We start from the raw sequence: 23,293 nt of genomic DNA on the forward strand, positions 1-23,293 counted from the left end.
ATATGTTCGCCGCAGCCAAATCCACCGAGAATTCGCCGCGCCCCTCGATCGGCTTTCATGCGCTGACGCTCGCGACCTTTTTCGGCGCCTCCGCGGCGCCGACGCCGCTCTACCGGATCTATCAGGAAAACTTCTCCGTTTCGCCGGTGCTGATCACGGTGATCTTCGCGGTCTACGCCTTCGCGCTGCTGGCGGCGCTGCTGATCGCCGGTTCGATCTCGGATCATCTCGGCCGCAAGCCGGTGATCTTTATCGCCCTCGTGCTCGAAATCGTCTCCATGGCGCTCTTCGTCGCCGCAAGCAGTCCCGCCTGGCTGATCGCGGCGCGGATCGTGCAGGGGCTGGCAACCGGGATCGCCGGCGCCTCGATCGGAGCGGCGCTCGTCGATGTCGACCGGGCAAAGGGACAGATCGTCAATTCGATCGCGCCGCTTTCCGGCATGGCGGTGGGGGCAGTGGGCACCAGCGCCCTGATCCAATACGGCCCCTTCCCGATGCATCTCACCTATGCGCTGTTGCTTGTCGCCTTCACGCTGCAGGCGGCCGGCATCTGGCTGACGGGCGAGACCGGTGGCACGCGGCCGGGCGCGCTCGGCTCGCTGATACCGCGGGTCACCGTTCCGCCGCAGGTGAAGCGGCCGCTCTCGCTGGTGACGCCGATCAACATCGCCAACTGGACGCTTGCCGGCTTCTATCTCTCGCTGGTCCCGTCGCTGGTCGCCAGCACGACCGGCAGCCGGGCGCCGCTGACGGGCGGGGCCGTCGTCACCGCGCTGATGGTGAGCGGAGCAATCGCCGTCTATTTCAGGCGAAGCAAGACGGCCTCGGCCAACCTGGTTTTCGGCGTGTCGGCCAAGACGCTCGGCATCCTGACGGTCGTTGCCGGCGTGCATCTCGCCAATGTGCCGCTGCTGCTTGTCGGCACGATTTTTACCGGCGTCGGTTTCGGCACCAATTTCCTCGGGTCGATCGGCACCATCATGCCGCTTGCCAAGGCGGACGAGCGGGCCGGGCTGCTGTCGGCCTTCTACGTCCAGAGCTACCTCGCTTTCAGCCTGCCGGCAATCCTTGCCGGGTTCCTGGCGAAATCGGCCGGTTACGCATTGACGACGGATATCTATGCGACGGCGATCCTGCTTTTGATGGGCGTCGGATTGGTGAGCATTCGCGCCGACCGGCGAAAGGTCGCGGGGAGTGCTGCCTGACACTTCACGGCTTGAGATCGAGCAACGCCCGACCGCTGCCATCCATGGCGAAGGGCACCGAGGCGTGCTGGTGGGCGACCAGCCATCGGCCATCCTGCTTGATAAGGCCCAGCGTCTGGCGGAACCAGAGATCGACCTCGGCGCCATCGGTCTTGGTTCCCGTCATATGCATGAGGCCGCTCCAGAAGGCGACATCTTCGCCGGCCGTCAGTTTGGCATCGCGCACCTCGCCGCCGATCGGGCCTTCCCAGGTATCGAACCAGGCCTGCAGACCCGCTTCGTCCTGGCCGTAATAGGCAAGCGGCGGCGCCAGCGAAAACTCGACGGAATCCTTCGCCTCGTAAGAAAGCGCGTCCTTGGCATTCTTTTCGCCCAGCGCCTTGGCGCGCATCATCAGCATGGCGATAATCGCCTCTTCCTCGATCCTGGCATTTGCTTCGTCTTTCACGATCGTTCTCCTTCTCCGTTATGGACAGAGGACGAAGGGGAGGACGGCAATTCGACAGCGACTTTTAGAATTGAGCATGATGTTGTGCGAAACCGCTCGCATCATGCATTAGAGATAACTCGTCACCGCCGGTTCGTTCCACCAGGCATCGTGCCTGCCGTCGGCGTAACGAATTGGAAGCGCCGCCAGTTCCTCGGGTGTGATATCGTCGAGGCAGGCGATGTTGATCGAGACATAGGCGCCACCGATCGCTTCGACATAACCGTCGCCATAGGCCGGCACACCGCAGGTGCGGCAGAAGCGGTGATGACCGCTCCTGGTGTTGAACTGATAGTCGGACGTTTCCGCCTGGTCGCACATCAGCCGGAAATCCTCCGGCTTGACGTTGGCGCCCCAATAGCGGCGCTTGGCGCAGATCGAACAATTGCAGCGGCCGGTGCCCTCATCGAGGTCCATGTCCACCTCGTAGTGCACTTTGCCGCAATGGCAGCTTCCCTTGTAGGTTTTCTTCATGGCGCTCTCCTCCTTCGGCGTTGCCTTCAGTTTTCGGATATGACAATATGTTGTCATTATGGATGAGATACAAAATCGACAACATGTTGTCAAACAAAATCGACCGGAGCGGACGATGGAGGGGGATGCTTTTTCCGCTTTCGCGATCACCGCCCTTCGCCTCGCCGGCCATCTGACGGCGGCGGGCGACCAGTTGGCAAAGCCGGCAGGGCAAACCAGCGCGCGCTGGCAGGTTCTGGCCGCGGCAAGGCGCGGCAACATGTCGGTGGCGCAGATCGCCCGCGCGCTTGGCCTCGCCCGCCAGGGCGTGCAGCGGCTTGCCGACGTGCTGGAGAGCGAAGGGCTGATCGCCTATGCCGACAACCCGCATCATCAGCGCGCCAAGCTGGTGCGGCTGACGGAAGAAGGGGCCGCACGGCTCGGCGTCATCGAGATCGCGCAGGCCGGATGGGCCGATGGGCTGGGTGCCGCGTTTACATCAGCCGAGCTCGATGCGGCGCGGGCGGTGATGGCGCGGGTCATGGAGATGCTGGAGGGTGATGAACCGTCCCGCGGCTGAGCCACTTGCCTGTAGTGCGGGACTTGTTGTCGCCGGCGCCGAATTCAGTTTGGCGGTGCGAAAGATTCTTTAAGGTCGTGCCGTGACCGCCCCCCTCTGCCCTGCCGGGCATCTCCCCCACAGGTGGGGAGATCACAAGCGGCTTGGCTTTCCCGCCTCTCTACCGTTTCGTCAAGCTGCAACGCATATTGTTTGGGGAAACCATCGCGCCCAGCCAATCTCCCTCCTTGTGGGGGAGATGCCCGGCAGGGCAGAGGGGGGTGTCGCGGACGCATTTCTTGGGAAAGGGCGCAACATCAGCCAACCAGAAACAAAAAAAGGCCGGGTTAACCCGACCTTCCCTGCTATCTCAACGAACCGTGCCAGTACATCCGTGGTCACGATCCGGAGATGATATTTAGAGCCCCGCTGCATTTTGCAGCAAGTCAAAGTGTTACAGCGTCCTTTGCGCGTCTAGAAGACGCGCGGCGCTGTAAAGGCTCAGGCCGCCTGGAGGCGGTCTGCCGACATCTTGCCGGACTTGTTGTCGCGGACGAGCTCGTAAGACAGCTTCTGGCCATCCTTGAGATCGCGCATGCCAGCGCGTTCAACGGCGGAGATGTGGACGAAAACGTCGGCTGCGCCGTCATCCGGCTGAATGAAGCCGAAGCCCTTGGTTGCGTTGAACCACTTTACGGTACCTGTGCTCATGACGATATCCTTTTTGAATCGTTCATAGAAGACTGCAGCTCGGATAAATGCCGAGCAGCGATGAAAACCGATTTTGGAGGAAGTTCGCCAGGAACGACACAAAGGCCGTTTCAAAGTTCATCTAGCAAGATCGATGCGCGAACATGTAATCGGAAATTGTGTCCGTGACAAGGCCGCGGCAAGGGAAAGTCGAGTCGGGCCGAGGGGGAATCTTGACGTCGTGCCGTGATCGCCACCTCTGCCCCACGGCAGGATGGTAAAGGCGGCCTAAGCCGCCTGCCCCATCTTCGCATAGGGATCGAACCGGCCGTAGAACGTCTCGCCCTTGGCGGCCATGTCCTTCAGCAGCGGTGTCGGCTTGAAGTGGCTTCCGTAAGCAGAAGCTAACTTTTCCGCCAGTTCCACGAAAGCCTTTGCGCCCATGCCGTCGATATAGCTCAGCGCTCCGCCGGTATAGGGCGCGAAGCCGAATCCGAGGATCGAGCCGACATCGGCCTCACGCGGATCGGTGACGATGCCTTCCTCGACGGTGCGGGCGGCTTCCAGCGCGATGGTGACGAGGAAACGCTGTTTGAGGACGTTGACGTCAACCTCATCCGCCGGCTTCTGCGGGTAGAGGGTCTTGAGGTCGGACCAGAGGGACTTCTTCGCCGGTTTCGGCGGGTAGTCGTAGAAGCCCTTGGAATTCTTGCGGCCGAAGCGGCCCTGCTTTTCCACCATGCGGGAGATGAGGTCCATATGTCTGGGGTCGACGGCTTTTTCGCCGAGATCGGCGACCGTCGCCTTGAGGATCTTCAGCGAGAGGTCGATGGCGACCTCGTCGTTGAGCGCTAAGGGCCCGACCGGCATGCCGGCCATCTTGGCGGCATTCTCGATCATCGCAGGCGGCACGCCCTCGATCAGCATGTCGTAGCTTTCCGACATGTAACGCAGCACGCAGCGATTGACGAAGAAGCCGCGGGTGTCGTTGACGACGATCGGCGTCTTCTTGATGGCTGCAACATAATCAAGAGCAACGGCCAGCGCCCTGTCGCCGGTATCGCTTCCGAGGATCACCTCGGTCAGCATCATCTTCTCGACAGGCGAGAAGAAGTGGATGCCGATGAAGTCGGCAGGGCGTTTCGAATTCTTGGCGAGACCGGAGATCGGCAGGGTCGAGGTATTGGAGGCGAAGACCGCGCCTTCCGGCAGCACGGCTTCGACCGCCTCGATGACCGCTTTCTTCACCTCGCGATCCTCGAACACCGCCTCGATGACCAGATCGGCATTGGCGAGGTCGGCATAGTTTGCCGAGGGCGTGATGCGGGAGAGCAATGAAGCAGCCTCATCCTGCGTAAGACGTCCCTTACCGACAGAATCCTTGATCAGGCCTTCCGACACGGTCTTGCCCTTGGTCGCCGCTTCGATGTCGCGATCGATCAGCGTCACCGGAATGCCGGCGGCGGCGGTGACATAAGCAATCGAGGCGCCCATGAAACCGGCACCGACGACGCCGACATGCTTCAGCTCGGTCTTCGCGTGACCGGCCGGGCGGCGAGCACCCTTGCCGAGCTCCTGCATGGAGATGAACAGCGAACGTATCATCGAGAAGGCTTCGCGGGTCTGCAGCACCTCGGTGAAATAACGCTGCTCGATCTTCAGGCCGGTGTCGAACGGCACCTGCAGGCCTTCGTAGACGCATTTCAGGATGGCAAGCGCTGCCGGGTAATTGCCCGATGTTTCCCTGCGCAGGATCGCCGGGGCTGCCGGCCAGAGCTGGGCGGAAGCCGGCGTCCAGATGCCGCCCCCCGGTGCCTTAAAGCCCTTCTCGTCCCAGGGGGCGATCGGCTTCAGACCATCCTTGATCATCTGCTTTGCGGCCGGGATCAACTGATCGGGCTCGACCACCTGATGCACGAGGTTCATCGCCTTGGCGCGAGAGCCGGTCAGCGACTGGCCCGTCGTCATCATTTGCAGCGCATCCTGGGCGTTTGCCAGACGCGGCACACGCTGCGTGCCGCCCGCACCGGGGAAGATACCGACCTTCACCTCGGGCAGCGCGATCTTGACACTCTTGGCATTGGAGGCGACGCGGCCGTGGCAGGCAAGCGACAGTTCGAAAGCGCCGCCCATGCAGGTGCCGTTGATAGCGGAAACCCAGGGCTTGCCCGATGTTTCGAGCTTGCGGAACAGACCGCTCATGCGGCCGACCAGACCGAAGAGGTTTTGTACGGCCGTCTCTGGGCTCTTTGCCTTCTCCTCCTGATAGGAGCTGAACATCGACTTGATCATCGACAGATCGGCGCCGCCCGAGAAGGAGGACTTGCCCGAGGTGACGACGACACCCTTGATGGCGGCATCGGCGGTCGTGGCGTCGATGATGGCGTCGAGTTCGGCCATCACCTCGGCGGTGAAGACGTTCATCGATTTGCCGGGCATGTCCCAGGTGACGAGAGTGATGCCGTCGGCGTCGGTTTCGAGCGTGAAATTGGTGTAAGTCATTGCGTTTCCTCCCCGATCAGGCCGGCAAATGGCTGCGCTGCGCGTCTAAGGTCTTCGTCTTTTCGGTGACGACATCGCCGGTATGCTTGGTCTGCGACGGCTCGAAAAGCACGATCCAGCATTCCTCCTGCGCAACCGGATTATGCTCGACACCCTTCGGCACGACATGAAAGTCACCGGCCTTGAGATGCACATGCGGGCGGTCGCGATATTCGATGGTAAGCGCCCCCTTCCAGATCAGAAAAAGCTCGTCCTCGTCGCGGTGGGAATGCCAGGCCAGTTGGCCTTGGACCTTGGCAAGCTTGACGCTCTGGCCGTTGAGATCGGCGATGACGCGGGGCGACCAGTACTCGCTGACCTCTGCATATTCGGTTTCGATCGTGCCGGTGTTGAAGCCCATTGTCAGACCCTCTCGATAACCGTTGCCGTGCCCATGCCGGCGCCGATGCAGAGCGTCACCAGCGCGGTGTTGAGATCGCGGCGTTCAAGTTCGTCCAGCACCGTGCCGAGGATCATCGCGCCGGTGGCGCCGAGCGGATGGCCCATGGCGATTGCACCGCCATTGACGTTGATCCTGTCATGGTCAATCTCGAAAGCCTGCATGTAGCGCAGCACAACGGCAGCGAAAGCTTCGTTGAGTTCGAAGAGGTCGATGTCGGACAGGCTCATGCCTGTCCGTTTCAACAGCTTCTCGGTGACGTCGACGGGCCCGGTCAGCATCAAGGCCGGATCGGAGCCGATATTGGCGAAAGCCTTGATGCGGGCGCGCGGCTTTATGCCCATGCTCTCACCGCCGGCTTTCGAGCCGAGCAGGACGACGCCGGCGCCATCGACGATGCCGGAGGAATTGCCGGCATGATGGACATAGTTGATGCGCTCGATCTCCGGATGGGCCTGGATGCCGACGGCCTCGAAGCCGCCCATCTCGCCGGGCATCTGGAAGGACGGATTGAGGGAGGCGAGCGCCTGCATATCCGTGCCGGGGCGCATATGCTCGTCCTTATCAAGGATCGTCAGGCCGTTCTGGTCCTTAACCGGGACGACCGACTTGTCGAACCAGCCCTTTTCCCAGGCATGAGCGGCACGCTTCTGGCTCTCGACCGCGTAAGCGTCGACATCGGTTCTGCTGAAGCCGTATTTGGTGGCGATCAGATCGGCCGAGACGCCCTGCGGCATGAAATAGGCCGGGAAATTCACCGAAGGGTCCATGAACCAGGCGCCGCCGGACATGCCGAGACCGACGCGGGACATGCTTTCGACGCCGCCCGCGATGACGATGTCGTCGGCCCCTTGCGCGATCTTGCCGGCGCCGAAATTGACGGCATCGAGGCCGGAGGCGCAGAAGCGGGAGATCTGCATGCCGGGCGCCTTGGTGGAGTAACCGGCTTCGAAGGCGGCAGCCTTGGGGATGACGGCGCCGGCATCCATGACCGGATCGACGCAGCCCATGATGATGTCGTCGACCGTTTCCGTATCGAGCCCGTTGCGGTCGCGGATCGCTTCCAGCGTCTTTGCCGCGAGGCGGACGGAAGGCACCTCATGCAGGGCGCCATCCTTCTTGCCGCGGCCGCGCGGCGTACGCACGTGGTCGTAAATGAAAACCTCGGTCATTTCCTCATCTCCCTGGCAATCTATCTTGCCTCAAATCTTGGAAGGAGGGGAAAAGACCCCTCCCCAGCCCTCCCCACAAGGGGGAGGGAGAACCGGCTCAAAACGCTTCGGCGGCCAGTTCCATCATCGTGTCAGCGCCGGCTTCGATGCGGGCCTTGCGAAGCGCGGTTTCCGGCATGAGGCGTTCCATGAAGAAGCGGGCCGTGATCAGCTTGTTCTTCAGGTAATCCTCGCGGGCGGCATCGCCGGATGCAAGGCCGTCCTCGGCGGCTTTCGCCATCTTCGCCCACATATAGCCGAGAATGACCAGGCCGAAGAGGTGCATGTAGTCGGTCGAGCCGGCGCCGGCATTGTCGGGCTTGGCCATGGCGTTCTGCATGAACCACATGGTCGCGCCCTGGACGTCGTTCAAGCCCTTCTTCAGATGCTTGGTGAAGAAGGAGAGCTTTTCATTGCCGCGGTTCTCCTCGCAGAAATCACCGATTTCCTTGAAGAGGGCCATGGCGGCACGGCCACCGTTCAAGGCGAGCTTACGGCCGACGAGATCGAGCGCCTGGATGCCGTTGGCGCCCTCATAGATCATGGCGATGCGGGCATCCCGCACATACTGGCTCATGCCGTGCTCTTCGATATAGCCGTGGCCGCCGAAGACCTGCTGGGCCATGACGGCATGATCGAAGCCCTTGTCGGTCATCACGCCCTTGAGGATCGGGGTGACGAGGCCGAGAATATCGTCGGCCGTCTGGCGCTCCTTCTCGTCGCTGGCGCGGTGGGCGATATCGGACTTGAGCGCGGTCCACAGCAGGAATGCGCGGCCGCCCTCGTTGAAGGCGCGGATGGTCATCAGCGTGCGGCGAATGTCCGGATGGACGATGATCGGATCGGCCTTCTTGTCCGGCGCCTTGGGGCCAGACAACGAGCGGCCCTGGATGCGGTCGCGGGCATAGCTGGCGGCGTTCTGATAGGCGATCTCGGAAATGGCGATGCCCTGCAGGCCGACCATCAGGCGGGCCTCGTTCATCATCACAAACATGGCGTTGAGGCCGCGGTTTTCGGCGCCGATCAGGAAGCCGGTCGCCTCGTCGTAATTCATCACGCAGGTGGCGTTGGCGTGGATGCCCATCTTGTGCTCAATCGCACCGCAGGAGACAGCGTTGCGGGCGCCGAGCACGCCGTCCTTACCGACGAGGATTTTCGGAACGATGAAGAGCGAGATGCCCTTGGTGCCCTCCGGCGCGCCCTCGATGCGGGCGAGCACCAGATGGACAATGTTGTCGGTCAGGTCGTGCTCGCCGGCGGAGATGAAGATCTTCTGGCCGGAGATCTTGTAGCTGCCGTCAGCCTGCGGCACCGCCTTGGTGCGCAGCATGCCGAGATCGGTGCCGCAATGCGGCTCGGTGAGGTTCATGGTGCCGGACCAGGAGCCGTCCACCATCTTCGGCAGATAGGTGGCCTTCTGCTCATCGGAACCGTGGACGAGGAGTGCTGCGATCGCGCCCTGCGTCAGGCCCGGATACATCATCAGCGACATGTTAGCGGCCGAGGTATATTCGCCGACGGCGGTATGCAGCGTATAGGGAAGCCCCTGGCCGCCGAATTCTTCCGGCACGGCAAGGCCGATCCAGCCGCCGTCGCGATAGGCTTTATAGGCCTCCTTGAAGCCCTTCGGCGTCGAGACGCTCGCATCGTCGTGGCGCGTGCAGCCTTCCTGATCGCCGGAATAGTTCAGCGGAAAGAGAGCTTCCTCGGCAACCCTTCCGGCCTCGCCGAGGATCGCTTCGATCATATCGGGGGTCGCGTCGGCAAAACCCGGCAGATTGTTGTAACGTTCGAGACCCAGCACGTCGTTCAGGACGAAGAGCGTATCGTTCACCGGGGCCTTGTAGACTGGCATCTCTCAAATTCCTCCCATTCGGCTGACCGGGTCGCGCCGGCCTTGGGCACTGTCTTACAAAATATTGACGTTTGCGTAAACGTCAAATTTTGCGGTTGCGTCGTCTTTTCTTGAAAAAATTCGAGGGCACGAATCCGTGGGCCGTAAAGCACTGGAGCAGACGCCATCTCATCTTGCTTGTCCATCGCAGAACGAAGTGTCGGCCGGGCAGTAGCGCAGGTCGTTCGGACTTCCTAAGTCTTCGGGACGATTCATCGAGGAAGACATCATGACCGACTTTCCCTATGAGAGTGCGCTTATCGTCGGCGCGGGCTCCGGCATCAGCGCATCGCTCGCCCGGCAATTGTCGGCGCAGGGCGTCAAGGTCGGGCTCGCCGCCCGCAATATCGAGAAATTGCAGGGGCTCATCAAGGAGACCAGCGCCAGCGCCTTTACCGCCGACGTCTCCCAGCCTGCGAGCGTCGTGGCACTGTTCGAACAGGCCGCTGCCGCAATAGGCGGGCCTGACGTGGTGATCTTCAATGCCAGCGCGCGTCAGCGCGGCCCGCTGGCCGAACTCGATCCCGCCGATGTCGAGAAGGCGATTGCGACCACCGCTTTCGGCGGTTTCCTGGTGGTGCAGCAGGCGGCGCGGCGGATGATCCCGCGCGGCCGCGGCGCCATCCTCATCACCGGCGCCTCGGCAAGCGTGAAGGGCTTTGCGCAATCGGCGCCCTTCGCGATGGGCAAGTTCGCGTTGCGCGGCCTTGCGCAGAGTGCCGCCCGCGAACTCGGGCCGATGGGCATTCATGTCGCGCATTTCGTCATCGACGGCGCGGTGCGCTCGCAGATCCGGCCGGACCGGGCGGAAAAGCCTGATGGCACGCTGCTGCCGGATGCGATCGCCCAGACCTATATCGATGTGCTTCGCCAGCACCGCAGCGCATGGTCGCTGGAGGTTGAAGTCCGGCCCTGGACGGAGAGCTTCTGAGCCCTGCTGGGCGGCTATCGCTACGAATATTACGATACTCCCGACACCGATCTCGGCCAAGTCTTCGTCTATGGCCCTGAAGGCGTGAAGATCGAGCTGCAATATCCAGGCCGGCCTGAGCGCGCGAGCGGCCATTCGATATGACGCGTTCGGGGGCAATTGCCCCCAAAAACGGCGTTTGGAACACAAACGTTAAAAAATTCCCATCGGCATTAACGGCTTGTTTACCACGTTTCGTGAAAGGTGCGGATTGAGCAGTAGCGATCCGCATTCCTTTTCCCAGTCTCGCGTTCCCTAAGGATGCCGCTACACCGTTCAGCTTGAGGAAAGTCTAATTGACTATCGTCTTATGAATGGTGCGCTCCGGTCCCCGTAAAGAGGCGGGCAGCAGACGGAAAAGCCAAAGATCGAGCTCTGACGAGAGGTCGAGCAGTCGAAGCGAGCAAGAAGATGAACGGATCGCGATCAAATCCTTCCCGACAGTCCGACAGGACCTCGCTCGATGCGCTGAACCGCACGATCGAAGGGCTGGAGGCGCGCATCGAAGGGCTGATGGGCAGCGGGCGCGAACAGCGGCCGCGCACGGCAACGGCCGAGCGCGACCCTTATGCCGCTTCCCATGCTCCCCGGCCCGCAAAGGCCCCGCCCGAGCCGCGGCCGGATCCGCTCGCCGAAATCCGTCAACGCCAGCGCGCGCTTGAAGCCGGCCGCGAGCGGCCTTACGCACGCGAGCAGGCCCCTCAGCTTCGTGAACCCACGCCGCGCGCCGCCGCCCCAGTGCCGGCACCCGCCTTCCGCGCGGGCGACGACACGATGACGGAGATCGCCCAGGCGCTCGTCAACTTGCGACAAGACCTGAAGCGCGACATTTCCGAGGGCGTCACCCGCGAGATGAACGCGCTACGCACCGAGCTGCGCGAAATCAAGACAAATGCCGGGGACGGCCGTTTCGCCGACGACATACGCGCGGACATGGGCCGCCTGGCCCAGAGCATCACCCAGCTGACCGGCCGCTCCGCTGCACCGGAGGCTGCCGGCCTGCGCGAGGATTTCGAAGAGCTGCGCTCGCTGATGGACGGGCTGGCGCGCGAGGATTCGCTGCGCCATTTGGAAAACCGCTGGGATGGCTTCGAAAACCGGCTTGCGGCGCTCGATACCGAGGGGTTGCAGGAAGAGCTCGTTTCGCTCGCCTATCGGCTCGACGATATCAAGCGCCATATCGGCGGCATGGGCGAAAGCCCGGCCGTTCGGGCGCTGGAAGACAAGCTGATCTCAATCGCCACGGCGATGGAGCATTTCGGCAATATGATCCAGCCGCACGACCGGGTCATGTCCGAACAGTTCGCCGCCATGGACATGCGTCTCGACGAGATCAGCCGGGCAATCGCGGCAAGCGGGCGCACGGCGACTGCGAATGATCCGGGCATGATGCAGCGGCTGGAAAGCCGGCTTGCGGCGCTCGCCGACCAGATCGACCTGATGAGCCATGATGCGGCGAGCCGCGTGAACCCGGCCGACGAACTGGCGATGCGGCTGGAGGCGCTGACGGGACGCGTCGAGGAGTTGACGAAGGCGGAAGCGACGTCGCGGCTCGACGAACGGCTGGAACATCTTTCCTATCTGCTGGAGCGCACGCAGGAGACGGCACCGCAGGCCGACCTCACCGGCACGCTTTCCGACATTTCCCGCAAGATCGACGCGCTTGAGAACGGCGCCGTCAACGACGTACTGGCGCAGCGGCTCGACCATCTCGCCCGGCGCATCGACGAGATGGCCCATCAGCAGTTGACACCGGCACCGGCCGCGGTAGTCGACGACGGCGCCTTCCTGCGTCTCGAAGGACGGCTGAGTGACATTGCCGCCCGGCTGGAAGAGAGCACATCGGCAGCGCCGACCGATCCGCGGGCGCTGAAGAACCTCGAAGACCAGATCGCCAATCTTTCGGCACTGATGAGCGCGCCGCGCGAAAGCGCTGTAATACCCCCCGAACTCGACCAGCGCATGGGCGCGATCGAAGATTACATGGCGACAAGCGATGAATATATCATCGAGGCGGCACGCCAGGCAGCAGAGGCCGTCGTCGAAGCCTATTCGCGCCATGGCGGCCCGCAGGGTGTCATGCCTGCAGCCGACATGTCGGCGCTGACGGCGCTGGCCGAGGATCTGCGCCACCTCGAAGATCTCAGCCGCGACAGCGAGGAACGCACGCACAAGACTTTCCAGGCGCTGCACGAGACGCTGGTGCATATCGCCGATCGGCTCGACGGCATGGAAGATCGCGGCCGGCCCGCCGCGCAGATGCCGATCGCCGACGTCGATTTCGATGTCGATCCCTATGCGCTGATGGTGGCCGAAGCCGAGATGAACAGGACGCCGGCCGCTGCCCCGACAGCGAAGGCTTCTCCTGTTATCCGCACGGCCGAGGTCGCCGCCGAACCTGCCGCCCCGGCGCAAACCACAGCCATGAGCGGAACGAGCGCGATCGCCATCGAAGCCGCGACCAGGACAACGGAGACGGCAGCGACATCGCCAGGGACACAGGCACCGGCAAAGGCCAGCCTGCTCGCCAGCCTCGGCAAGCGGCTGATACCCGGCAAGAAGGCCGAGAGCCGGGCGACCGAACGCCCGATGATCGACCCCGCGCCGTCGATCGATCCCACCGATGTGGTGCCGACGGATGCGGCAAACGAACTGCTCGAGCCGGGCTCGGGCACACCTGACGTGAAGAAGATCCTTGAACGGGTTCGCGCCAGCCAGAGTGCGGCACGCGGCAAACCTGCCGGCGAAACCGATCGCGCGGATTATATCGCTGCTGCGCGCCGTGCGGCGCAGGCGGCCGCGATGGAGGTGGATGCCAATCCGAAGCAGGCAACCGTCAAGGCCGAGAAGAAGGGCGCGAATGCCGGCAAGGCTTCTGACAAGACTTCCGACAAGACTGGCAAGACCAGCGCCTTTTCGCGCTACCGGCGGCCGATCCTGCTGGCCGTCGGCGCCGTGCTGCTCGCCATCATGGCCTTTCCGCTTGCCCGAACGCTGACAAGCGGCGAGCGCGCGCCGCAGCCGCCAGCGGAAGTCTCGGCGCTGACCGGCGCGGAAAACCCGCCGCCGGCCTTGCCTGACGCGACACCTGCCCAGCCGGATGCCGCCGCTCTCGGAACGACCGCTCCGGCAGCGGATGCCACGCCGCCCGCTGCTGAACAGGCGCAGCCGGAAACAACCCCGCCGGCGGCCGGCGAGCATCTGACCGACGTGACGCCGCTTGACGGCGAAGGGGCTGCGACATTCGCCCCTCCCGGTCCGTCGGCTGCGGCACAGGAGACATCGGGCTTCGTTCCAGCACCCGCACCGCAGGCCGCCATCACTATTCCCGACACGGTCCAGCCGAAATCGCTTGCCGATGCGGCGAGCGGCGGCGATGCGCTGGCACTGTTCGAGATCGGCGCGCGTTATTCCGATGGCCGCAACGGCATGGCGGTCGATCAGAAGCAGGCCGCAGGCTGGTACCAGCTTTCGGCCGACAAGGGCTTTGCGCCGGCGCAATACCGCCTCGGCAGCATGTACGAAAAGGGCAACGGCGTCGAACGCGACATCGCCAAGGCGAAGGGTTTTTACGAGCAGGCGGCAAACCAGGGCAATGCCAGCGCCATGCACAATCTTGCGGTGCTCTACGCCTCCGGCGCGCTCGGCCAGCAGGATTATGCGACGGCCGCCTCGTGGTTCACCAAGGCTGCGAACCTCGGCATCACCGACAGCCAGTTCAACCTGGCAATCCTCTGCGCACGCGGCAACGGCGTTCCGGCGGATCTCGAAGAGTCCTACAAGTGGTTTGCGATCGCCGCCAAGGCCGGCGACAAGGATGCGGCGCAGAAGCGCGACGAAGTGGTCAAAGCCATGAAACCCGACCAGCTCGAACGGGCGCGCGCCAAGGCCGAACGCTGGAAGGCGGAGCCGGTCGACCATCGCACGAACGCCATCGACATCCCCGACGAATGGGCGGGCACCGGCGCGAAGACGGCGAGCGTCGACATGAAGAAGGCGGTCCGCAATATCCAGGCGATCCTCAACAATAACGGCTTCGACGCCGGCGTGCCGGACGGCGAAATGGGCGCGAAGACCGTGACGGCGATCAAAAACTTCCAGAAGTCCGTCGGGCAGGAGCCGGACGGCAAGGTGACCGACGCGACCGTGAAAGCGCTGCTCGAACGCAACAAACAGGGCAGCAAGGCAATCTGAGGCCTGCGTCGCATCGACGCGGGATCGTCTCGACTCTCTCTTCCGGAGATGAAAAACGCCTGGCGGCACTATGCCGCAAGGCTTTTTCCAATTTTGCCGTCGCCTGTCACAAAACCTGAAAAAAGCCGGATTATGCCCGGACATATCGATCCGCGCATCCGGCGAATCCTCTGCCACCGATCTCTCCGTCAATCTCTATGGCTAATCACGGGGCCGATCGAAAGCCTCTGGCAACGATTTCACAGTATGGTGCGCATTCGAACGGGGACGTGACAAGAAACCGCCCGGCAGGAGCGGTCATCATTCGGGGTCGGCTGTGACAATCTATCTGCCCATCGCAGAATTGTCGGTGAATATCTTCATCATTCTCGGCATGGGGGCGGCCGTCGGATTCCTGTCTGGAATGTTCGGAGTCGGTGGCGGTTTTCTCATCACGCCGCTGTTGATCTTCTACAACATTCCCCCCGTCGTCGCCGTCGCGACCGGCGCCAACCAGGTTGTGGCGTCGTCGATATCGGGCGCGATCACGCATTTCCGGCGCGGCTCGCTCGACGTCAAACTCGGCACGGTGCTGCTGGTCGGCGGCCTTGCGGGTGCGACGGTCGGCATCTGGATCTTCTCTTTACTGCGTGCTATCGGCCAGCTCGATCTCATCATCTCGCTGATGTATGTGATCTTCCTCGGCACCGTCGGCGGACTGATGCTGCTCGAAAGCGTCAATGCCATGCGGCGGGCAGCGCGCAACGAGCCGCCCGCACCGCGCAAGCCCGGTCACCAGCACTGGGTGCACAAGCTGCCGCTGAAGGTGCGCTTCAAGAAATCGAAGATCTTTCTCAGCGTCATTCCGATCGTCGCGCTTGGCTTTGCGATCGGCATCCTCACCTCGATCATGGGTGTCGGCGGCGGCTTCATCATGGTGCCGGCGATGATCTACCTGCTGCGTATCCCGACCAATGTCGTCGTCGGCACCTCACTGTTCCAGATCATCTTCGTGACCGCCTATACGACGATCGTGCAGGCGGCGACGAACTTTTCCGTCGACATCGTGCTCGCCTTCATCCTGATGGTGGCAGGTGTCATCGGGGCGCAATACGGCGTGCGCGTCGGCCAAAAACTGCGCGGCGAGCAGCTGCGCGCCCTGCTCGGCCTGCTGGTGCTCGCCGTCGGCGTGCGTCTTGCGATCGCGTTGGTGGTGACGCCGGCCGACGTCTATTCGGTGGTGATGGGAGCAGGCAATTGACGCGTCTGCTGACTTTCGCCATCGCATTGCTTTGCCTGCTGCCGGCTGTTGCCGGAGCGCAGTGGTTGCCGGGGCAAGCAACGGAAGCGGTGCGTGAAGGGTTGGAAATCGGCACGTCGACCAGTGAAATCGCCATCACCTCGGATTTCCACGGCGCGGATCTGACCATCTTCGGGGCGCTCTCGAATACCGACCAGCTGCTGCTCGCCATCGGTCAATATGACGTGGTCGTGGTGCTGGAGGGCCCGCGCGAGGACGCGACGGTGCGCAGGAAGGAACGCGTCTTCGGCATCTGGGTGAACACCCGCTCGATGACCTTCGAAGCGGTGCCGCATTCCTATTCGATGTCGAGCTCGCGCATGATCGACGATCTGACAACACCGCTCGAGCTGACCGATCAGGGGATCGGCATCGACCACATTCCGCTGACGCCGGTCGGCTTCGTCGGCGACGGTAGCAATCTCGGCGAGTTCCGCGATGCCTTCCGGCGACTGCAGCAGGGCGGCGGGCTCTACGACCGCAACCCGAGCGGCGTGCGGTTCGTTTCCTCCAACCTCTTCAAGGCGAGCCTGCGCTTGCCAGCAAACATTCCGAACGGCGTGCACACCGTGCGCGCCTATCTGTTCAAGAGCGGGCTTTTCGTGACCGAGAAATCGCTGCCACTGCGGGTCATCAAGACCGGCATCGAGCAGACGATCACCGATGCGGCGCATGAGCAGCCGATCCTCTACGGCTTTGCGGCCGTGCTGCTCGCCGTGATCACCGGCTGGGGTGCCAGCCTGATCTTCCGCAAGGACTGATCCACAGCCAAGGCGCTCAGGATTTCCTCCCGAATAGGCTCGGCAAGGCGCTGAGCACGAAGGCCTGGGCGAGCAGCCGCTTGCCCGAATGTTTGCTCCAAAAAAACCGCTTGCATTTCGCTATCAGTCGACCTAACTTCTAACCAGTTGCTAAACACAACCGGTTTTGATGGACGGCAATTCAGAAGGAGGATGGAAATGAGAAAGCTTGTTGTCTGGAACCTGATGACACTCGACGGTTATTTCGAAGGCACGAAGCCATGGGATATCGACTTCCACAATCTCGCCTGGGGGCCTGAGCTGCAGCGCTATGCCGAACAGTTCGGCAGGGAAAGCGATCTGCTGGTGTTCGGCCGCAAGACCTATGAGGGCATGGCCTCCTACTGGCCGACCGCCGAGGGCGAAGGTGAGATCAAAGCCTATATGAACGGCATCGCCAAGATCGCCGTGTCGCGGACGATGAGCGAGCCCGGCTGGAACAATGCCCGCGTCGTCAGCGATCCGATCCCCGAATTGACGCGGCTGAAGCAGGAGAACGGCAAGATGATCTTGATCTTCGGCAGCGCCGAGCTTGCCGACAGCCTGCTGAAAGCCGGCCTTATCGACGAAATCAGGGTTTGCCTGGTGCCGGTGATCCTCGGCGGCGGCAATCCGCTTTTCAAGCCGGCAGAGAGCCAGGTGCCGCTGAAGCTCATCGAATCCTCGACGACGGAAGGCGGTGCGATGATCCTGCGCTACGAGCCCGTCAAAGCGTAGTGGATGGGATGCCATCCAGATGGTCAGGCCAGGGTATCGATCCCTGGCCGCACAGGGAAGCAGCCGGGGAAGTTCGCATTCGACTAAAAACCGGTTTTTAACATTTACGAGTTAGTAATCTCTCGGAAACGAGAGGTTTTGTCATGCGTACTCGTATCGTTCTGACGGCCGTGGGTCTCGCGCTGCTTGCCGGCTGCGCGACGGCGCCGAAGCAGACGAGGAACATCTGTGCCGTCTTCGACGAGCGCGACGGGCTCTTCTCCAGCTGGCAGAGCGCCGCCGAACGGACGGAGAAGAAATACGGCGTGCCCGTGCCGATCCTGATGGCGACGATGTATACCGAATCCGGCTTCCAGCCCTATGCGCGGCCGCCGCGCACCAAGCTGTTCGGCTTCATTCCCTGGACCCGTCCTTCGACAGCCTACGGCTATTCGCAGGCGCTCGACGGGACCTGGGATCACTACCAGTCGCAGACGGGGAACTGGACCGCGCGGCGGGCGAACTTCGCCGACGCGATCGATTTCATCGGCTGGTATCATTACCAGAACAGCCTGGAGACCGGCATTCCGCTGAACGATGCCTATAATCTCTACCTTGCCTATTATTCCGGGCCGACGGGATACAAACGCGGAGACTGGCGCTCGAACAGGCAATTGCAGCAGACGGCGCAGAAGTTTGCGCGGATGGCAGGGACGTATCAGCGGCAGCTGCAGGAGTGCGATTGAGTTAGGTGGTGCCGTGCCAGCCCGCCGACCTGGAATAACAGGCGCTATCCCCACAAATTCCCATACCGCACCGAATAAATCCGGTCCTTGCCGAGCAGATGCGCCACCAGCAAAGCCTTGTCGAACAGGCCCTTCATCGCCTGATGGCCGAGATCGAGACCGCCGCTCATGACGCCGAAGGCCGGCATCAGCAGGCGGGCGCCGTCGGTGGCAAAGCACGGGCGGCGGACGGATTTCTCGCGGCGGCGGACGGTCGCCGACGGGTGCAGGTGGCCGGCGATTTCGCCGCTCTGCAAGCCGTTCTTCGGCTCGTGCCGGAAGGTCAGGCCGGCATAATGCATCTCGTCGACAGATGTGCCCGGCAGATCGACGATGCCATCCGGATCATGGTTGCCATTGATCCAGATCCATTCGCGGCCGCGCGCCATCTCGACGATCAGGGCGCGAAAATTCTCCGGCAGGTGCTTGGAACCGATGCGGTCGTGGAAATTGTCGCCGAGCGAGATGACGAGCTTCGGGTCATAACGCGAGATGACGGCGGCAAGGACAGTCAGCGTCGCCAGCGTATCGTAAGGCGGCAGCATCATGCCGCGGCGGGCGAAGGCTGCTCCCTTTTCCAGATGCAGGTCGGAGACGACGAGCAGGCCGGCATCGGGCAGATAGAGGGCGCCGAGCGGATCGCAGACGGCGGCAATGCCATGGACCGATGTCTCGATGCCCGGCATCGCGGCAAGTCCCGATATGTCGCGCGCCAGCGCCAGGCGGTTCATCACGGTCGTCATTCCTAAATCGTCGTCAGGGCCTAAATCGTCAGGCCCTCATTCTCATCAGGCCCGATTCTCGTCAAGCGAGCGCTTCGGCGATCAGATCGTCCGCCGCCTCGGCCAGGAGCACGTCATGTGCCTCGCCCGGCACCGCCTCGCGTCCGATTTCCAGCATCACCGGCACGGCGAGCGGGGAAATATGGTCGAGAGCGCGATGGGTGATGTGGCCCCTGATTCGTCTCAGCATATCGCCAAGACGGCCAATATCCAAAAGTCCCGTCGCCGCATCCTGCCGCGTCGCCTGCAAGAGGATGTGATCCGGCTCGTGGCTGCGCAGCACGTCGTAGATCAGATCGGCGGAGACGGTGATCTGGCGGCCGCTCTTTTCCTTGCCCGGATGGCGGCGCTCGATCAAGCCGGCAATCACGGCGCAATTGCGGAAGGTGCGCTTCAACAGGAAGGATTCGTCGAGCCAGGCTTCGAGATCGTCGCCGAGCATGTCCTCATCGAAGAGGTCGGAGAGGTCGAGCCGGCCATTGCGGATCATCAGCCCCATATCTTCGAGGCCCCAGATGGCAAGCGAATAATCGGTGGCGACGAAACCGAGCGGCTTGGCGCCTATACGCTCCAGCCGGCGGGTGAGCAGCATGCCGAGCGTCTGGTGGGCGAGACGGCCTTCGAAGGGATAGGCGACCATATAACCGCGGCTGCCGCGCGGAAAGGTTTCGATCAGGAACTCGTCGCGCTTCGGCAGCATCGACTTGTCGTTCTGCAGCGACAGCCAGTCGCGCACCTGATCCGGCAGGTGTCGCCAGCGATCGGGATCGGCGATCATCGCCCTCACCTGCTCGGCGAGATAGGTCGACAGCGGAAACTTGCCGCCATTATAGGATGGGATTTTCGGATCGAGCGAAAAGGCCTGCGAGGCGAGGCACTCGTTTTCACGGATGCCCTCGAAGCGCAGCACCTTGCCGGAGAAGACGAAGGTATCGCCCGGCGACAATTGCTCGAGGAAATATTCTTCGACCTTCCCCAACGTGGCACCGCCGCGGCCGATTCTGCCGCCCTCGCCGCGCTTGACCATGCGGATATTCAGCATCGGGCTTTCGACGATGGTGCCGAGGTTGAGGCGGTATTGCTGAGCGACCGCAGGATTGGAGACGCGCCAGCGGCCCTCCGCGGTCTTGCGGATACGGGCGTAGCGCTCATAGGTGCGGAGCGCATACCCCCCGGTCGCGACGAAATCGACGATGCGCTCGAAGGTCTCCCAGCTCAGATCGGCATAGGGCGAGGCGCTGATGATTTCATCGTAGAGTTCGAGCATGTCGAAGGGTTCGGCGCAGGCCATGCCGAGCACATGCTGGGCGAGCACGTCGAGCGCGCCGCGGCCGACCGGCGGGGTGTCCTGCGCGCCGATATAATTGGCATCGAGCGCTGCCTGGCACTCCATGACCTCGAAACGGTTGGCCGGCACGAGGATCGCCTTCGAGGGCTCGTCCATGCGGTGGTTGGCGCGGCCGATGCGCTGGGCAAGACGCGAGGCACCCTTCGGCGCGCCGACATGGATGACGAGATCGACATCGCCCCAGTCGATGCCGAGATCGAGGGTGGAGGTGGCAACGACGGCACGCAGCCGGTTTTCGGCCATCGCCGCCTCGACCTTGCGGCGCTGGGCGACATCGAGCGAGCCGTGATGGAGCGCGATCGGCAGGTTGTCGTCATTGATCGTCCAGAGCGCCTGGAACAGCATTTCCGCCTGACTGCGGGTGTTGACGAAGAGCAGCGTCGTGCGATGTTCGAGGAGCTTGTTGTAGACGTCGGGAATGGCGTATCGGGCGGCATGGCCGGCCCAGGGGATGCGCTCCTCGGTCGACAGGATCGAGATATCGGGCTTCGCGCCGCCTTCGACGACCACGAGCCCTGCATGATGCTCGCTACCCTCTTCCTGGCCGACCAGCCATTTCTGCAGGTCCATGGGTTCGGCGACGGTCGCCGAAAGGCCGATCGTCTGGAGACCAGGGGCAAGGCGGCGCAGGCGGGCAAGGCCGAGCGAAAGCATATGGCCGCGCTTGGAGGTGACGAGCGAATGCAGTTCGTCGAGGACGACATATTTCAGGTCCTTGAAGAAGCGCTCGGCCTCGCGGTTCGCCAGAAGCAGGGCGACCTGTTCGGGCGTCGTCAGCAGAATATCCGGCGGGTTGAGCTTCTGGCGCTGGCGCTTGGCGTTCGGCGTATCGCCGGTGCGGTTTTCGACGGTGACCGGCAGGCCCATCTCCTCGACCGGCTTCATCAGGTTGCGCTCGATATCGATGGCAAGCGCCTTCAGCGGCGAGACATAGAGCGTATGGATGCCGGTGAAGGCAGAGCCCGGCGGGATCTTGCCGCGGCGGGTGAGATCGGTGAGCGAGGGCAGGAAACCGGCGAGCGTCTTGCCGGCGCCGGTCGGCGCAATCAGCAGCGTACTGTCGCCGGCCTCGGCGCGGGTAAGCAGCTCCAGCTGATGGGCGCGCGGGCGCCAGCCCTTTTCCGCAAACCAGCGGGCAAAGGCGGCAGGAAGCAGGGCACGGGCTTCGGAATCGATCTGGTCCACGCCCTGAAAGTAGTCAAACGCCGGGGAAAAAGAAGAGCGGCGGCTTTTCACATGGCGATATAGCGGTCCTTGCGGTGGTTGATGGCAATCGTGAGGTTGAGAACGATCGCGCCGAGCACGGAGCAGGCGATGATGAAGGGGCTTGCGACGAAGAAGGAGAGCGCCAGGATGATGCCGTCGAAGCCAAGCTGGACGAAGCCGGCGCGCCAGCCGAAGCGATCCTGGATATAGAGGGCGAGAATGCCGATGCCGCCGAGGCTGGCGCGGTGGCGGAAGAGCGCCAGCATGCCGGCGCCGATGACGAGGCCACCGAACAGCGCACCGGCGATAGGATCGACATGCGCCATGCTGATGAAGCCTGGGACGAATTCCGACAGGACCGAGGTGAGCGCGATGGCGGCGAAGGTCTTCATGGTAAAGGCGGCGCCCAAGCGGCGGAAGGCGAGATAATAGAAGGGCAGGTTCACGACGAAAAAACAGAGGCCGAAGCTGAAGCCCGTCGCATAATGGGCGAGGAAGGCAAGGCCCGCCGTGCCGCCGGCAAGCAGCCCCGCTCCGGAGAGAAGCGATACGCCGAGCACGGCAAGCATGCTGCCGGCGACGATGCCCTGGGCGTCGTCGAACAGCGAATGACGATCGGCGCTGGAATTCAGAAGGCCTGCGAAAGCGTTGGATGCCATGTTGTTCCCCTGTCGGCTTTTCCGTCTTCTATCCGCGGTCAGGATAAAGGCAAGCGGCAAGCAACAAGGACGCCTCTTGACTTCAGACTTAATCATGGATATTTTTTATCCACGAATTGAGGAGGCCACGAGCATGAAAATGAGCGATGGGGTTGAGCAGGCCATTCACTGCGTTGCGATGCTTGCCGGCCTCTCCGAAGGCAGCGTGCTTTCGGCCGCCGCACTGGCGGAATTCCACGGCGTCTCGACAAGTTATCTGCTGAAGCATCTGCAGGCGCTGTCGGGCGCCGGCATCCTCGATACCGTGCCGGGGCCGAAGGGCGGATACAGGCTGGCAAAAGCGCCGAAGGAGATTTCGCTGCTCGACATCGTGCTCGCGGTCGAGGGGTCAGCACCGGCATTCCGCTGCGCTGAAATCCGCCAGCGCGGACCCAACCCGGTCTCCGATCGCTTGTTCGCCCAGCCCTGCACCATCAACGCGGCGATGCTGAAAGCCGAACGGGTCTATCGCGCCGAGCTCGCCAAGACGAGCCTGGCCGATATCGGCATCGAACTTGCCGCCGTCGACGACGGATCGATCGCAGCTAGAGCCTGCGCCTTCCTTGAAATCCATGAACGCAAGACGGCTCGTTGAGCCACAACAAAGGAGAAAGACCATGCAACCACGCTTCAACTTCGCCAAAGCCGCCCCCGATGCCTACAAGGCGGTCGCAGCACTCGAGCAATATGTCCAGTCCTCCGGGCTGGAGCGCCGCTTCATCCACCTGATCAAGCTGCGCGCTTCGCAGATCAACGGCTGTGCCTATTGCGTCGACATGCATGTAAAGGAAGCCCGCCACGATGGGCTCTCCGAACAATGGATCAACCTGATGTGCGTCTGGCGGGAATCCCCGGTCTATGATGCTCGCGAACGGGCGCTGCTCGGCTGGGTGGATTCAGTGACCAATATCGCCAAAACAGGCGCGCCGGATGCCGACTACGAGACGCTGAAGGCCCATTTTTCCGAGGAAGAAATGACGAAGATCACGGTGGCGATCGGCGCCATCAACATCTGGAATCGGCTTGCCGTCGGCTTCCGCTCGCAGCATCCGCTCGATGCGGCGCAGAAGGCAGCGTGATCGAAATCCGCTTGCA

20 protein-coding genes are annotated in these 23,293 nt (G+C 62.7%); 10 read left to right on the forward strand and 10 right to left on the reverse strand.

The genetic code is table 11. The features are described from left to right. The first annotated feature begins 2 nt into the window (after positions 1-2). Entirely contained in the window at positions 3-1,205 is a 1,203-nt protein-coding gene (locus tag OIU37_RS16275) for an MFS transporter (protein WP_264258064.1), read from the forward strand. A gap of 4 nt (positions 1,206-1,209) precedes the next feature. Here the strand turns inward: OIU37_RS16275 and OIU37_RS16280 are convergent, their stop codons facing one another. Beyond that, positions 1,210-1,653 carry a nuclear transport factor 2 family protein gene (locus OIU37_RS16280; protein ID WP_171601675.1) on the reverse strand — a complete coding sequence of 148 codons (444 nt, stop codon included), beginning with the start codon at positions 1,651-1,653 and terminating at the stop codon, positions 1,210-1,212. A 108-nt stretch (positions 1,654-1,761) separates the two neighbouring features. Further along, positions 1,762-2,166 (reverse strand): GFA family protein, encoded by a 405-nt coding sequence (locus tag OIU37_RS16285; RefSeq protein WP_168314513.1) that lies wholly within the window; start codon positions 2,164-2,166, stop codon positions 1,762-1,764. 58 nt (positions 2,167-2,224) lie between these two features. Between OIU37_RS16285 and OIU37_RS16290 the strand changes: the two genes are divergently transcribed. Next, positions 2,225-2,725 (forward strand): MarR family winged helix-turn-helix transcriptional regulator, encoded by a 501-nt coding sequence (locus OIU37_RS16290; RefSeq protein ID WP_264258065.1) that lies wholly within the window; start codon positions 2,225-2,227, stop codon positions 2,723-2,725. Between the two features lie 480 nt (positions 2,726-3,205). Here the strand turns inward: OIU37_RS16290 and OIU37_RS16295 are convergent, their stop codons facing one another. The 5 genes from OIU37_RS16295 to OIU37_RS16315 all read right to left on the reverse strand — a co-directional run bounded on the left by OIU37_RS16295 (position 3,206) and on the right by OIU37_RS16315 (position 9,401). Beyond that, positions 3,206-3,415 (reverse strand): cold-shock protein, encoded by a 210-nt coding sequence (locus OIU37_RS16295; RefSeq protein WP_003545273.1) that lies wholly within the window; start codon positions 3,413-3,415, stop codon positions 3,206-3,208. A 267-nt stretch (positions 3,416-3,682) separates the two neighbouring features. Then, complete coding sequence (locus OIU37_RS16300; protein WP_264258066.1) at positions 3,683-5,896, reverse strand: 3-hydroxyacyl-CoA dehydrogenase NAD-binding domain-containing protein; 2,214 nt, start codon at positions 5,894-5,896, stop codon at positions 3,683-3,685. A gap of 16 nt (positions 5,897-5,912) precedes the next feature. Next, a complete protein-coding gene (locus tag OIU37_RS16305) occupies positions 5,913-6,296 on the reverse strand; it encodes a cupin domain-containing protein (RefSeq protein WP_182210791.1) in 384 nt (127 codons plus the stop codon). 2 nt (positions 6,297-6,298) lie between these two features. Beyond that, the gene (locus tag OIU37_RS16310; protein WP_182210789.1) at positions 6,299-7,507 is read right to left on the reverse strand and encodes an acetyl-CoA C-acetyltransferase; all 1,209 of its coding nucleotides are present in this window, start codon (positions 7,505-7,507) and stop codon (positions 6,299-6,301) included. 97 nt (positions 7,508-7,604) lie between these two features. Further along, on the reverse strand, positions 7,605-9,401 hold the full coding sequence (locus OIU37_RS16315; protein WP_182210787.1) for an acyl-CoA dehydrogenase C-terminal domain-containing protein: 1,797 nt from the start codon (positions 9,399-9,401) through the stop codon (positions 7,605-7,607). A gap of 268 nt (positions 9,402-9,669) precedes the next feature. On the opposite strand from OIU37_RS16315, the gene OIU37_RS16320 reads away from it, so the two are divergent. From OIU37_RS16320 to OIU37_RS16345, 6 genes are all read left to right on the forward strand, one after another. After that, positions 9,670-10,371, forward strand: a complete 702-nt coding sequence (locus OIU37_RS16320; RefSeq protein ID WP_182210785.1) for an SDR family NAD(P)-dependent oxidoreductase — start codon at positions 9,670-9,672, stop codon at positions 10,369-10,371. 450 nt (positions 10,372-10,821) lie between these two features. After that, positions 10,822-14,604, forward strand: coding sequence for a peptidoglycan-binding protein (locus OIU37_RS16325; RefSeq protein ID WP_264258067.1), 3,783 nt, complete (start codon positions 10,822-10,824; stop codon positions 14,602-14,604). Positions 14,605-14,920: 316 nt separating this feature from the next. Further along, positions 14,921-15,844 (forward strand): sulfite exporter TauE/SafE family protein, encoded by a 924-nt coding sequence (locus tag OIU37_RS16330; protein WP_003545257.1) that lies wholly within the window; start codon positions 14,921-14,923, stop codon positions 15,842-15,844. Next, positions 15,841-16,644 (forward strand): TIGR02186 family protein, encoded by an 804-nt coding sequence (locus OIU37_RS16335; protein ID WP_171601684.1) that lies wholly within the window; start codon positions 15,841-15,843, stop codon positions 16,642-16,644. Before OIU37_RS16330 ends, OIU37_RS16335 begins: the two co-directional genes overlap by 4 nt. Positions 16,645-16,842: 198 nt before the next feature. Then, a complete protein-coding gene (locus OIU37_RS16340; RefSeq protein ID WP_180693867.1) occupies positions 16,843-17,400 on the forward strand; it encodes a dihydrofolate reductase family protein in 558 nt (185 codons plus the stop codon). Between the two features lie 143 nt (positions 17,401-17,543). Beyond that, positions 17,544-18,125 (forward strand): transglycosylase SLT domain-containing protein, encoded by a 582-nt coding sequence (locus OIU37_RS16345; protein WP_171601686.1) that lies wholly within the window; start codon positions 17,544-17,546, stop codon positions 18,123-18,125. 44 nt (positions 18,126-18,169) lie between these two features. Here the strand turns inward: OIU37_RS16345 and pdeM are convergent, their stop codons facing one another. From pdeM to OIU37_RS16360, 3 genes are all read right to left on the reverse strand, one after another. Continuing rightward, positions 18,170-18,907 (reverse strand): ligase-associated DNA damage response endonuclease PdeM, encoded by a 738-nt coding sequence (gene pdeM, locus OIU37_RS16350; protein WP_182210779.1) that lies wholly within the window; start codon positions 18,905-18,907, stop codon positions 18,170-18,172. Positions 18,908-18,968: 61 nt separating this feature from the next. Further along, positions 18,969-21,479 carry a ligase-associated DNA damage response DEXH box helicase gene (locus OIU37_RS16355; protein ID WP_182210778.1) on the reverse strand — a complete coding sequence of 837 codons (2,511 nt, stop codon included), beginning with the start codon at positions 21,477-21,479 and terminating at the stop codon, positions 18,969-18,971. Positions 21,480-21,526: 47 nt separating this feature from the next. Then, positions 21,527-22,159, reverse strand: coding sequence for a YitT family protein (locus tag OIU37_RS16360; RefSeq protein ID WP_171601689.1), 633 nt, complete (start codon positions 22,157-22,159; stop codon positions 21,527-21,529). A 133-nt stretch (positions 22,160-22,292) separates the two neighbouring features. On the opposite strand from OIU37_RS16360, the gene OIU37_RS16365 reads away from it, so the two are divergent. Together OIU37_RS16365 and OIU37_RS16370 are read left to right on the forward strand one after the other, a co-directional pair. Next, complete coding sequence (locus OIU37_RS16365) at positions 22,293-22,793, forward strand: Rrf2 family transcriptional regulator (protein ID WP_264258068.1); 501 nt, start codon at positions 22,293-22,295, stop codon at positions 22,791-22,793. A gap of 22 nt (positions 22,794-22,815) precedes the next feature. After that, entirely contained in the window at positions 22,816-23,277 is a 462-nt protein-coding gene (locus OIU37_RS16370; protein ID WP_011650365.1) for a carboxymuconolactone decarboxylase family protein, read from the forward strand. The last annotated feature ends 16 nt before the right edge of the window (positions 23,278-23,293 follow it).

The organism is Rhizobium sp. BT-226 (assembly GCF_025847085.2).
GTDB classification, from domain to species: domain Bacteria; phylum Pseudomonadota; class Alphaproteobacteria; order Rhizobiales; family Rhizobiaceae; genus Rhizobium; species Rhizobium sophorae.

Excerpts from the sequence above, each read along its gene's own strand:
- OIU37_RS16275 (WP_264258064.1), top strand. The coding sequence starts at position 3 with ATGTTCGCCGCAGCCAAATCCACCGAGAATTCGCCGCGCCCCTCGATC.
- OIU37_RS16285 (WP_168314513.1), bottom strand. The coding sequence starts at position 2,166 with ATGAAGAAAACCTACAAGGGAAGCTGCCATTGCGGCAAAGTGCACTAC.
- OIU37_RS16290 (WP_264258065.1), top strand. The coding sequence starts at position 2,225 with ATGGATGAGATACAAAATCGACAACATGTTGTCAAACAAAATCGACCG.
- OIU37_RS16295 (WP_003545273.1), bottom strand. The coding sequence starts at position 3,415 with ATGAGCACAGGTACCGTAAAGTGGTTCAACGCAACCAAGGGCTTCGGC.
- OIU37_RS16300 (WP_264258066.1), bottom strand. The coding sequence starts at position 5,896 with ATGACTTACACCAATTTCACGCTCGAAACCGACGCCGACGGCATCACT.
- OIU37_RS16305 (WP_182210791.1), bottom strand. The coding sequence starts at position 6,296 with ATGGGCTTCAACACCGGCACGATCGAAACCGAATATGCAGAGGTCAGC.
- OIU37_RS16310 (WP_182210789.1), bottom strand. The coding sequence starts at position 7,507 with ATGACCGAGGTTTTCATTTACGACCACGTGCGTACGCCGCGCGGCCGC.
- OIU37_RS16315 (WP_182210787.1), bottom strand. The coding sequence starts at position 9,401 with ATGCCAGTCTACAAGGCCCCGGTGAACGATACGCTCTTCGTCCTGAAC.
- OIU37_RS16320 (WP_182210785.1), top strand. The coding sequence starts at position 9,670 with ATGACCGACTTTCCCTATGAGAGTGCGCTTATCGTCGGCGCGGGCTCC.
- OIU37_RS16325 (WP_264258067.1), top strand. The coding sequence starts at position 10,822 with ATGAACGGATCGCGATCAAATCCTTCCCGACAGTCCGACAGGACCTCG.
- OIU37_RS16340 (WP_180693867.1), top strand. The coding sequence starts at position 16,843 with ATGAGAAAGCTTGTTGTCTGGAACCTGATGACACTCGACGGTTATTTC.
- OIU37_RS16345 (WP_171601686.1), top strand. The coding sequence starts at position 17,544 with ATGCGTACTCGTATCGTTCTGACGGCCGTGGGTCTCGCGCTGCTTGCC.
- pdeM (WP_182210779.1), bottom strand. The coding sequence starts at position 18,907 with ATGACGACCGTGATGAACCGCCTGGCGCTGGCGCGCGACATATCGGGA.
- OIU37_RS16360 (WP_171601689.1), bottom strand. The coding sequence starts at position 22,159 with ATGGCATCCAACGCTTTCGCAGGCCTTCTGAATTCCAGCGCCGATCGT.
- OIU37_RS16365 (WP_264258068.1), top strand. The coding sequence starts at position 22,293 with ATGAAAATGAGCGATGGGGTTGAGCAGGCCATTCACTGCGTTGCGATG.
- OIU37_RS16370 (WP_011650365.1), top strand. The coding sequence starts at position 22,816 with ATGCAACCACGCTTCAACTTCGCCAAAGCCGCCCCCGATGCCTACAAG.